The sequence below is a fragment of the Chryseobacterium antibioticum genome (assembly GCF_012927325.1).
In the GTDB taxonomy this organism is placed as follows: domain Bacteria; phylum Bacteroidota; class Bacteroidia; order Flavobacteriales; family Weeksellaceae; genus Chryseobacterium; species Chryseobacterium antibioticum.
The window spans coordinates 118,532-129,627 of sequence record NZ_JABBGI010000014.1; the positions used below are offsets into that span (position 1 = coordinate 118,532).

Below are 11,096 nucleotides of genomic sequence, written 5' to 3' on the forward strand. Positions count from 1 at the left end.
GGGAAACATGGGGAAACAATGTGAAACATTTTTAGGGAGAATTTAGACGTTATGGAAGTCAATAAAATTTGTCAATTCTGCGGAAATAGATTTGTAGCTAAAAAGACTACAACAAAATGCTGTTCCGATGATTGCGCTAAGAAATTCTACAAAAAGAGAAAGCGTGATGAAAAGATTCAAGCGAGTGATAAGGATTTGGAAGTACAAATTAAAGGTTATGATATTGAAGAAATTCAAAAGAAAGACTACTTATCAATCAAAGAAATTATGCTTTTACTCAATATTAGTAGGACATCAATTTATCGAATGTTAAAAGATGGCAGATTAAGCAAGTTAGAAGGCTTTAAATCGATTAGAATTAGGAAGGTTGACTTAGATACTCTTTAGGCAAAAAGCCGAAAATAACGAAGAAAAACAATATAATTTACCATATTTCTGTGATGACAATTATTACACGATTAATGAAGTCTTAGACGCATTTAAAGTGAGTTCAGGTTCATTTTATCATTTATGCAAAAAACATAATGTTCCGAAAATTCCCAAAGGTAAAAATGTGTATGTTCCCAAAAACTTAGTAAATACAATTTTCAATAATGAGTAAAAAAGTAACTGTACTGAAAAAACTTGTAAAAGGTAATAAAAGTAATTTGTCTTTAAACTTCTATCCTCCAGTCTTCAATCGAAAAACTGGAAAAAAGACTCGTTATGAGAAAACAAGCTATTTCATTTATAATGAATTTCAAAGTGAGATTATACATTACACAGATGCACATGGAAAGAAGCAGTCAAAAATTGAAATAGTTACTGATAAAAATGGTAATCCTAAGAAATTAATCCTAACACCCGCTCAAAAACAGCATAACAGGGAAACTAATGAAATGGTTGAATTGTATAGAGCTAAAAGATTTAAAGAAGTAATCAATCCAGACATTTATACCGAAACAGAGTTGAGGGCTTTGGAGTTGGCAGAAAATAGAAGTAAAATCTTTACAGAATATTTTAAGGAAAAAGCCCAGAATGCAACCAGTTCCGAAGGAGCTTGGAGTGGTTGTTACGGACACTTTGTTAAGTTTTATGGAAATGTTCTGTTTCAAGATATCAACAAAGCTCTAATTGAAGATTTTAAATCCAAACTACTTAATGCATATCAGCTAAGAAGTACAACACATAAAATTAGTAGAAATTCTGCAGCAAGTTATTTTATCAGGTTTATACAAGTTTTAGAAATGGCTTACGAAGAAAATTATCTTTCTCAAAGTTTTAAAGCACGTATAGAGTGGATTGAAGAGGAAGAAGTGATGAAAAACTTCTTAACTTTAGATGAATGCAAAAAATTGTTTACTACTGGTTTTTCTGATGAAGTCTTAAAGAAATATTGCATTTTCGCCCTTTTAACGGGCTTGAGATATAGTGATATTAATAATTTACAATGGTGTGATGTGGTTGAAAGAGAAGGGATTAATTATATATATTTCAGGATGAAGAAAACCTCAGCTTTTCAGTATCACCCTATCTCGGAAGAAGCTGTAAAGCTAATGGGAGATAGAAAATTTAGAACAGATTTTGTTTTCGATAGAATTGCATATCATTCACTTAATGATAATTTAAGGAAGTGGTTATCAAAAGCTGAAATTGAAAAGAAAGTTACCTTTCACAATTTTAGAACTTCTTATGCAGTTGCACAATTAGAAGCAGGAGCTGATATTTATCTTATTTCAAAAATGCTTGGGCATAAAAATGTTTCAACAACTGAGATTTATGCAAAAATAGTTGATAAACGCAAGGCTAGTACAATTAATAATATAGTTTTAGGAATATGATAGAATTTTTACCTGTTTTAGATAATGATTTTGATTTCTCTCCGCTATTTCAACATTTTGAAGAAGGGAATAATGATGAAGTAGAATTTGGTGTATATCCATTTTCAAACTTTAGGTATTTCTTTTGGGATAAAGAAAGGTTACGTACGAAAGGTTTAAATATTGATGAAAAGAAAATAGAAAGGTTTGATATGTTTGAAAAGATTTTTACCAGAGGTGATTATTTTTATCTTATTGCCTATCATTACTTTATTAATGTCAAGGAATATGAGTTTGAATACAAGGTTGAGGGAAGAATGAAAATTGAAAATGAAGAAATAACAATAGTTTCTTTTTTTGAACCATTATATAATGCCTTACTAAAGGAAAAAATTAAATCCCAAACATTACTTAGACATGAATATATTTTATCAAAAAATAAACACCTATACATAAATAAGCTCACTGAATTACTTTTCAATGATTATTATGATTTAGATGATGCGATTAGGAAGGAAAAAAACGTTTTCGCAAAATATGGGATTGCCATTAAGGAGGTTTATTTGGAGGTATTTAGAGATTTTTATTCCAATTTTGTTGATTACCTTACGACAGAAAATTTTGAGGCTTTAAAAAAGCTTGTCTATCCGTCTAAAAAAGAAGTTCAATCTTTTAAACTTGCACCAAGAAAAAACTATAGAAATTTAAAAGATATGGAAGCTAGGGTACAAATTATAGATTCAATTAAGCAAGCTCTAGTAGGTAGAGGATTTGTTTCTGAGATAACTACTTTTGAGCAGATTGATGATCTTTTTAATAATAAAAGAAGAGAATTATCTAAAATAATCTGGTTAAAAAACATTACTGCTTTAGCAACATTTTATAAGATTATGGAAGAAGATAAAATTGTACAGGACTCAGAAGATGAACATTGGAAAATTTTATCTGATTATTTTGTTCTGAAAAATGGTTCCGAGATTTCAAGGGAAGAACTTAAAAATAAAAAGAAGTCGACAAATTTTAAAATAATAGATGATCTTAGAAGTGTCTTTAATTTTCTAAAAATGATTGTTGCTTAATTTCGCTCCACCTCTGAAAAGTTTTTATTTTTTTTTCAGTTTTTCCGATAAAATTTGACGTGATTTATCAAATTAGATATTATTTTAATATATAATTAATTGAAAATCAATAATTTAAAACTCTTGCTGTATGGTAGGAGTTTTTTCATTTTTTGCATTCTCGCTAGATTCTTGAGCGGGTTGTGTTATGGAAATAAAATATAACACGGCAAAACCCAGCCATAGCGAAAATTTCGGTTCTATAATCGAAAAATTGGTGCAAAAAGTAGTAATCAAACTATTTTCTGCTTATGTAACAAGATTAGATATTGTTAGTCGTATAGCACATACAAAAGAAATTTTAACAACAAAAGAGGTTGCTGAACTTCTTGGAATGAATGAAAGAGTTGTTAGAGACAAAATTAATTCTGGATTGATTCCTGCGTACAAACCTGAATTTGCAAATAAATTTCTTGTATTGAGAAGGGATTTAATGAAGGAGATTATGTCTGGACAACAATATAAATCTCTTTCAATGATAGAAGCAGAGGTGAATCGTGGATTTGATAGTAGAAAATATGTCTAACTAAAACTGTTACTATGTTTAAAATATACAATAATTCAACTGCTAAAAAGATGGTGGCAGAATTTTCTAATGTAAGAGAATTGCTAGATTATATTCAGAATCCAGACAGAAGAGATGCAAAATTGATTGAAGAATTGAGAGAAGGTGATTCAGATGCTTTCTTGCATAGGATGCGTGACAAAATGGAAGTGTGTAACTTCAATTACTTGAATCCAGTTTCAAATAAAAATGATAGCGAAACATTATTGAGCGGATACTTTTATTATGTGATAGAAGATAGTAATGATTTCGACTATGATGTTACCTATATCAGAGCATTTTGGAGCACCATTAACGGGAAAGGATGCTGTATCTTGGTGGAAGTAGAAAACATACCCAATGAAGGGTTAGAAGATGCCTATAAATGGGTGGTTGATAAGGTAGGAGTTGCAGAAAAAGACTATTTGGACACCATTTTGATGGAAGCAGAACCTGTGAGTTACGATATGCAGGCGCATTACAATGATGATGCAACAGCATTATCTTTTGAAACAAAAGAACTCGAAGCTAATTTGGACTTGCAACCCGATTTTTTCCCCCAGTTAGATGGATATAATGATATATACTACCGAACTGGGGGAAAAATAAGGCTCAATAACCTAGACGAAGTTGCAGAAAACTATCAGATCAACTTCGATGAAAACGGATTATTTGATTTTGGAAAAGAGAAAATCAAATACTGCCAATGCTTTGTGCCGTTTGAAGCGGTGGGAGCAAAGAATAGGTATAGATTTTTAAGTGGTTTTGCGAAGTGTCTCATTTCGCTCAATCCGCATATGGCTTTCGAATTATTACATCATTATTTGCAAAGCTATAGTAGGCGATATTTTGTGACCCCATTGGGTGATGGAGTGGTTGAAGAAATTGCAAACAATACTTATAAATTAAGAGGAGTTTTAGAACCTTTAGAAAATGAAACAAAAAGATTTTATTTTAAAGATCCCAAAATGCCAGCTTCAGAAAAGAAAACGTTAGGTAACCGAATCTTAGCGAATGATAGAGCTGAAAAAACACGCAAAGAGCTTTTAGGGTATCTTGAAAATTGGGATTATGAGAAGTATCCCAAAATTACCCAAGTAAATCTACAAAAGGTATCTGGAAGAAATAGGAAAACTATTGAGAATCATTATCGAGAGGTTCGTAATAGATTTGAAAATAAATAAAAAAACAGGCTTGTTTTGAGCCTGTTTTCTGTTTTTCTTACATTATTGTTTTAAACTTTTTCAGAGTAGAATTGCCATTAAAAATTCCTTTCTTAAAATCCTTGTAATGTTTCAATCTGCATCGGATAGAGCATGAAAATCTGCCAAAGCCAAACGGCTTGTAGTATTCAATAAATCCATCGCATCTTTGCAGTCTGAAAATATAGAAATATTTTTCCTTTGTAACCTGAGCTTCATAAATCGCTCCGCTGTAATTAATTTGTAATTTCATTTTAATTAATTTAAAAATTATTTACAATTATACAACATGAATTAAGCGTTTGAGGTTTTGCTTATTTTTGCATTTAAATTACTGGTTTTCATTATTTTGTGGATGTTCCACTTCGTTGACTTTTATTTTTTTTAACTCTATTATTGCATTATTTATGTCAGCTACAGCACCATTGCCAAATGTTTCTTCATACCACTGTTTATCATAAAGTTTGTCTCTTTTTGGCTGTATCAAATCTAATAAATTGTGTTGTTTAAATAAACTCACCGTATTCTCGCTAAGAGTGGAAAGTATTTCTATAGCATCTTCTTTTTCTTTTTTTTGGATGAGGGACTTTTTCTAATTCTAGCATAATAACTTGTTTCTTCAGCAATTTTGGTAAGTTGCTTAATTAATTTTTCTGTTTCCATATAGTTTGTTTTTTATTATTTTATCTCATGTTTCTCACCATGTCCTTTGTCTGCTACTTCAATTTTACCACCCGTACCACACATACAAAAAGAATCTTCAGTAAGAATTTTGTAATTGTTGATTGTATCTTTTTCTGTGGTCTTTTGCCAAACCGTTGGAGCAGGAATACATGGTAAATAGCCTCCCGAAGTAGGTTTTAATTTACATTGTCCGAAAGGTTTTATATTGGTGCTTACCTGCTTATCTTGCTCGGTAGCAATATGTTTTCCCTCGGCTGTAGAGAAATTCTGACTTGTAACACTAAGATTGCTCGGTGCTGTTCCTTGATTACAGGATAATTGGGCGGTATCTGTGATCTTTTGTGGCATTTCACATTAGTTTTTCTTTTTATAAAGAATATCAACAGTCGTTCCATCACCACCTTTACCAAGCTGACGTTCTACAAGTAATAATTCTCCTGTAGTACCATTTAACATGATTCTTATTAATCCTCCTTTAGGATCTTCTTTGTATTTTCCCATATAATTTATACTCCAAGTTGGAAAACTGTAACCAGGATATTCTAAATTATTCCCTACGCCTAATTTATCTTTTAATAAATCTAACTTTAAATCTTGTTCAATATACTTTTTTACTTGCTCCCAAGTAAATTTATAAGGTTTATCCCAATCTTCTACTTTTATGAGTTTACCTTTTGAATCATATTCATATCGCAACCCTTTAATAAAGCCTCCTTCACCAAAAGTTTCCCACTTACTTTTTAATAAACCATTTTTATAGTATTCTTTATGGGTCGCAAAAAGAGAGTTCTTAGTTATTAGTGTTGCATAATAGGAATCATCAAAGTCAGCTTCTAAAATCTTTGTACCATTAGAAGACTCATGTTCATAAGTTCTACTTATTTTATCATAATGTTTAAAATAATTTTCAATATCAAATTTTTCATTGGTAAATGTTTCCATAGTTTTCTGATTTACTGGAATTTCTAATGATTTAGGTTTTCTGATGTCTTTTGAGGGAGTGTTTTTATTAGGATCTTTATCTTGTGAGTGACAAGATGATATTATTAATGATAGAAGGATAAGTGTTATTTTTTTCATTGTCTATATTTTTTTTACGTTTGGGTAAATAAATGAATATTGCCAATGCCATAGTTGAATAACAGGTATTGGGGTTAGTGCTACGTCTGAATAATCCATTATGTTATCCGTTTTATCTTGAGTAAAGGTATGCTCTCCAGAATTATCAAAAGAATGATAGAGTCCCATTGCGTGAAGACCTTCATGTACAAGTGTACTGTCACTAAAAGCGGTATTGCTACTATCGCCTTTATATATTACTACAGATTTAGCCGTAGAGGGGATGCCATATGAGCGACCAAATAAACCGCTGTTCGGAGACCGAGATGTTCCTGCTTCCTGATTGATAAAATAGAATTTATAGACGTCATCATATTTATTACCATACTTCGTTTTGACCTGTCCATTTAAAAAATCTTGAATTGCGTCAATTGAGCCGTTTGGAATCATACCACCTCTTACATTTGCAGCGTTATTGAATAATGTTTTTAGATTTGTCTTCTTTCCAGATGAATCAGTATCTGAAGTAAAGAATAGATCAATTGTGGTAAGAAAATTAGGATTTACTAATGACTGTCTCAAGTATTTGTTCAAAACAGATTGTCTATTTGATGATGGGACACTCATTGAAACTGTTCCGTTTATATTTGTATTTACTCTTACAATCACACAATCCGCCTTATAACGTTGCTTATTAGGAGTAACCAAAATTTTTCCCGCCAATGACTTTTCCTCTTCTCCTTTGGCATTCTTAAATACAGAAATCACTTTAATATCCTGATACTTATCAAACGATTTAATACAAGATATATTAAGGGTTGTTTTGTGGATACCTTTAGTTACAGGTGTAATATTCTGTTTATCTAAAGTAAATAACGTTTTATCATATTCCAACTCCAGCCTTATAGGTTCTACCTCGATGTCAACTGTCACATCCAATTTTGCCGAAGTATGGGTAAAACCTTTTGGAACTTCATTTTTGGGATATAAGGTCAGCCAAGGTACAAAGTAAGTAAATGTAGTTCTTCGTCCTCTACTGTCTTTTCTTGTAAACGTTCTCTGCTGGTATGCTGTCTTTAGTTTGTTGTAATTTGATGAAATAAATTTATATCCGTTTGCATTTGTATCACCCTGTAGGGAGGTGTCACCCATTCTCATCCAATCGAAACCGTATTCTCCGCTCCAATTAGATTGAGGTCTGAATTTAACATAGCATCTCCCATCCATATAGATAGGAATCTTTTTATATGGCTGTGCCTTATTTGTTTGATTATTTCCCTGCTTACCATGCATATCAACAACCCCTTTGCTGTTTACAATTGTATTCTGATCGGAATGCATGAATAATTTTTGAGTTCCAGCTACATTCGCTTCTTTTGCCTGAATAAATAATTCATTTTCTGTATTAATAATAGTCTTTGCTGCCTGAGCATGAAATAATTCAGATACAGTCTGCAACATGATAGGAGTGTTCATCAATGTTTTCTGGAGATAGTTCATTAATGCAGTATTTCCTACTGTGGAAGTCATATTATTTGCCACATTAATATCAAAATTATTGTTGGCATTGATCTCAACATCCGTAGCATTCATCGTTATTTTATTGGGGGCAGTAACGTTAATATTTCCTCCTCCGTCCATAAAATAAATATTACCACTTGGGTCTTGAATTGTTACACTACCATTAGCATCATTCATTAAAACTTTGATTCCGCTACGGGTTTGTATGGATTTTAAATGGTTATCCATACCACCACCTAAACCAACTTTTCCATGAAACATTCCGCCCATAGCAAAAGGAAAATCAGGATTATGATATTCAAAGCCAACCATTACCTGATCACCGATTTCAGGAATAGCCACAAATCCTCTGTTCTGGCTTATAGCATCTGTTCCCCCAGCATCTGGACTCATCATTCTTATAAAGTGAGTGGTGTCATTTAACTGCCAGTCAAACTGAACCTGTATTCTTCCCTGATTCAACGGATCAACATTAGAAATAACAGTTGCTACCTGTGGTTCTGCTTTTGGGAGTACAAAATCAGGCTTAGGCATAAAACCTGTTCCCTCTGCTATCGCTTCAAAGCTTCCTGTATAATATCCCCTTGCATCTACCTCGTGGGTGGCTTCTGTAATCATCAGAGTTGTAAAATGTGAAGTCTGGTTGCTGTCTGGCTTTCTCATGGCTAAATCTGCCACACAACCTATATATAAGAAAGGGACAGAAGTATTTCCTGATACTGTAAAAACTTCTACAGAAGCACTTCCTCTTGCACTTTTCTGGGAATCATCCACATCCAGAAACATATTGGCATTGATAGGTGTAGGGATTAGTGATCGTGTTTTAAAAATGCCGTCATTCAATTCATAAGACTTTGCTGATAAATCTCCTAAATGCTTGATGCTATTATCCGAGCCTAACATTTTAGAATGACTACTGCTGTTATATCCAAAATATTCAGGTCTGGTGTGAACTGCTTTTAATTCAATTGCTATATCACCCACATTACTGCCGTCAATAAGCTGAATAGGCTTTTCGTGAGACGGAAGTTTTCCAAAGTGTAGTATGTAACCATCATAATAGAACTGCTCTCCGTAGGCTTCTGCAATTCTTGTAAGGTAGTTGTAATGGGTTTCACAGTACTGCGCACTGTAATTAATGTAGCTTTTATTCTGTGTGTCTATTCTGAAATCAAACTTATTTGTTCCTAATGTCTCTTTAATGATGCTGTCAGCAATAATAGAGGTGTTCACAGCCTGAGTGCCCCCGAAACTCTGGGTATGCGGTGCAGAATCCATCAGGATTGTTGGGCTTTGCCCTTTCAGTACAATGTTTCCCAAACTCATTTTTTCCTGACTGAATGCCACTTTTGTAACCATACCAACAAATGTACGTTCGGGACTTTCATTTTCAGCATCTTTATATTTAAAAGTAACTGTCAGACGTTTTCCCAGAAATTGTCTGGCTTCTTCAAGATTGTGGTTCTGTGATTCTCCTAAAGAATCATGAGCTAAAGTAAGTTCAAAGTAATGATGCCTTCTTGCACTCTGCTGTAGGCGAAAGTGCTTAAAGTGACTGACAGGTTTTCCGTTAACTAAAATATCAAGCTTCACCACACGGTTGATGCCCGAAATATGATTCTCCGAAATCCGATCAGAATTGGAGGTGTTTTTTTTCATAATTTTGTGAGTGTTTTTTTGATCTTATATCACTAAATATAGATAAAAATATGATGCCAAATATAGAGATTTTTAATAAATCTTTTAAATTGTAGTAAAACTACGACTACTTGTCAATCAAATAGTTTGATTAATGCTTTGCTTTCCGTCTTTTACTAAAATGCTGTTTCAATTTGTCGGTGATAAATTTCAATATCACCAGTGAGTAATATACACTGCCAACATATAGTATAGCAATTGAGACTAATAAAAGATAGTCCCAATTGTTAGGTTCTCTGAATGATCGGGGAAGTTTACCAAAACAGGGAAGTTTACCCTATGAAATATACCCCTTTGAGGAACCTTGATATATGTTTGGTTAGTAAGATACTTTCTGTGTTTAGAAACAGGCTTAACTTCTAAGTTTAATGAATCAAAATCTTGGAGATTATTATTTACAAGAGTTTCCTCACATATAAGGTTAGATTCATATCCACCTTCAATTTTAATAGTCTGATTGGGAAACAGTGTTTATTTTCGATTAAAAAGTAAAAAGTTATATACCAATAGAAAATATTACAAGACTCTAGTAAGAAAAAATGTAAAAATTCAGCCTATACGCCAAGGTTTGCCAATTTTATATAATACTATAAAATTCATATCATTTAAAACATAAATAAATCTTTAAAATAATAAAACAATATCACAAAACAAAAAACTCAATAGATTGTTAATCAATGTTTTGTATAATATATATTTTATAATTTATCTTTTTTTTGTTTTGATATTAAATTTAATCAAGATATTACTTGGTTTGTAATCTAATCAAGTAGTACTAGCAATATTATATTTTCTCGTTATATCCCAACTCATAATTTAATGATATATCTATAGTTTCTATTGAATTATTATCTAAGTATAATCCACGAAAGAAAATTTTAAAGTGTAAAGAATATTATATTGATGAGATGTTAAAAAATATATTGATTCTGAGATATTATTACAATGGTTTAAATTATTTGAGTATGAATTTTTTGAAGTGCATATACAACAAAAGATTATTTATTCTCCAATGAGCACGACTCGGTAGTTAGAATATAAAACAATGGATGGCTTTACTAAGTGAAAAAAATTATATAAAAAGAAATAATAGATTTTCTTATAGAATTAACAATCATGAAATGACAAGACAACAAATTATAAATCGATACAGAATACCAAAAACAAAGTTATATAGAAGGTCCTCAAAATGTAATAACATGTTGATCCATTATAAAAAGTATCCAACACTATTGAGGAATCTATTATAAGTAAAGTAAGTCTCAATCAAAATGGGTTCTATCTATATTTCTCTTTTCAAATAAAAAACATATTAACAATTTAAAAATAATCAGATGAAAAAGTTTTATCAAATCTTATTTATTTTATTATACCTATTTACATATTCCCAAGTAGGTATAAATACGACGACACCAAATGCAGATGCTGCTTTGGATATAAACAGTAATAATAAAGGATTACTCATTCCCAG

Annotated in this window: 10 protein-coding genes; 5 read left to right on the forward strand and 5 right to left on the reverse strand. The window is 31.7% G+C overall.

Annotated elements, in window-relative coordinates:
• Window positions 1-51: 51 nt before the first annotated feature.
• The 5 genes from HHL23_RS12495 to HHL23_RS12515 all read left to right on the forward strand — a co-directional run bounded on the left by HHL23_RS12495 (window position 52) and on the right by HHL23_RS12515 (window position 4,645).
• Complete coding sequence (locus tag HHL23_RS12495) at window positions 52-387, forward strand: helix-turn-helix domain-containing protein (RefSeq protein ID WP_169235137.1); 336 nt, start codon at window positions 52-54, stop codon at window positions 385-387.
• Window positions 388-593: 206 nt separating this feature from the next.
• A complete protein-coding gene (locus HHL23_RS12500) occupies window positions 594-1,820 on the forward strand; it encodes a tyrosine-type recombinase/integrase (RefSeq protein ID WP_169235138.1) in 1,227 nt (408 codons plus the stop codon).
• Complete coding sequence (locus HHL23_RS12505; protein ID WP_169235139.1) at window positions 1,817-2,878, forward strand: hypothetical protein; 1,062 nt, start codon at window positions 1,817-1,819, stop codon at window positions 2,876-2,878. The genes HHL23_RS12500 and HHL23_RS12505 overlap by 4 nt, the downstream gene beginning before the upstream one ends.
• A 187-nt stretch (window positions 2,879-3,065) precedes the next feature.
• Window positions 3,066-3,443, forward strand: coding sequence for a helix-turn-helix domain-containing protein (locus HHL23_RS12510; RefSeq protein WP_169235140.1), 378 nt, complete (start codon window positions 3,066-3,068; stop codon window positions 3,441-3,443).
• Window positions 3,444-3,457: 14 nt separating this feature from the next.
• Complete coding sequence (locus tag HHL23_RS12515; RefSeq protein WP_169235141.1) at window positions 3,458-4,645, forward strand: hypothetical protein; 1,188 nt, start codon at window positions 3,458-3,460, stop codon at window positions 4,643-4,645.
• Window positions 4,646-4,682: 37 nt separating this feature from the next.
• Here HHL23_RS12515 and HHL23_RS12520 read toward each other — a convergent pair whose 3' ends face one another.
• The 5 genes from HHL23_RS12520 to HHL23_RS22820 all read right to left on the reverse strand — a co-directional run bounded on the left by HHL23_RS12520 (window position 4,683) and on the right by HHL23_RS22820 (window position 9,586).
• Window positions 4,683-4,916 carry a hypothetical protein gene (locus HHL23_RS12520; protein ID WP_169235142.1) on the reverse strand — a complete coding sequence of 78 codons (234 nt, stop codon included), beginning with the start codon at window positions 4,914-4,916 and terminating at the stop codon, window positions 4,683-4,685.
• 78 nt (window positions 4,917-4,994) lie between these two features.
• Entirely contained in the window at window positions 4,995-5,150 is a 156-nt protein-coding gene (locus HHL23_RS12525; protein ID WP_169235143.1) for a hypothetical protein, read from the reverse strand.
• Between the two features lie 191 nt (window positions 5,151-5,341).
• Window positions 5,342-5,695 (reverse strand): DUF4280 domain-containing protein, encoded by a 354-nt coding sequence (locus tag HHL23_RS12530; protein ID WP_169235144.1) that lies wholly within the window; start codon window positions 5,693-5,695, stop codon window positions 5,342-5,344.
• A gap of 6 nt (window positions 5,696-5,701) precedes the next feature.
• Complete coding sequence (locus HHL23_RS12535; protein WP_169235145.1) at window positions 5,702-6,427, reverse strand: hypothetical protein; 726 nt, start codon at window positions 6,425-6,427, stop codon at window positions 5,702-5,704.
• A gap of 3 nt (window positions 6,428-6,430) precedes the next feature.
• A complete protein-coding gene (locus tag HHL23_RS22820; protein WP_169235146.1) occupies window positions 6,431-9,586 on the reverse strand; it encodes a phage baseplate assembly protein V in 3,156 nt (1,051 codons plus the stop codon).
• Window positions 9,587-11,096 lie beyond the last annotated feature (1,510 nt).

Bases quoted from the DNA above. Each gene is read 5' to 3' on its own strand.
- HHL23_RS12530 (WP_169235144.1), bottom strand. From the start codon at position 5,695: ATGCCACAAAAGATCACAGATACCGCCCAATTATCCTGTAATCAAGGA.
- HHL23_RS12515 (WP_169235141.1), top strand. From the start codon at position 3,458: ATGTTTAAAATATACAATAATTCAACTGCTAAAAAGATGGTGGCAGAA.
- HHL23_RS22820 (WP_169235146.1), bottom strand. From the start codon at position 9,586: ATGAAAAAAAACACCTCCAATTCTGATCGGATTTCGGAGAATCATATT.
- HHL23_RS12505 (WP_169235139.1), top strand. From the start codon at position 1,817: ATGATAGAATTTTTACCTGTTTTAGATAATGATTTTGATTTCTCTCCG.
- HHL23_RS12495 (WP_169235137.1), top strand. From the start codon at position 52: ATGGAAGTCAATAAAATTTGTCAATTCTGCGGAAATAGATTTGTAGCT.
- HHL23_RS12520 (WP_169235142.1), bottom strand. From the start codon at position 4,916: ATGAAATTACAAATTAATTACAGCGGAGCGATTTATGAAGCTCAGGTT.
- HHL23_RS12510 (WP_169235140.1), top strand. From the start codon at position 3,066: ATGGAAATAAAATATAACACGGCAAAACCCAGCCATAGCGAAAATTTC.
- HHL23_RS12535 (WP_169235145.1), bottom strand. From the start codon at position 6,427: ATGAAAAAAATAACACTTATCCTTCTATCATTAATAATATCATCTTGT.
- HHL23_RS12500 (WP_169235138.1), top strand. From the start codon at position 594: ATGAGTAAAAAAGTAACTGTACTGAAAAAACTTGTAAAAGGTAATAAA.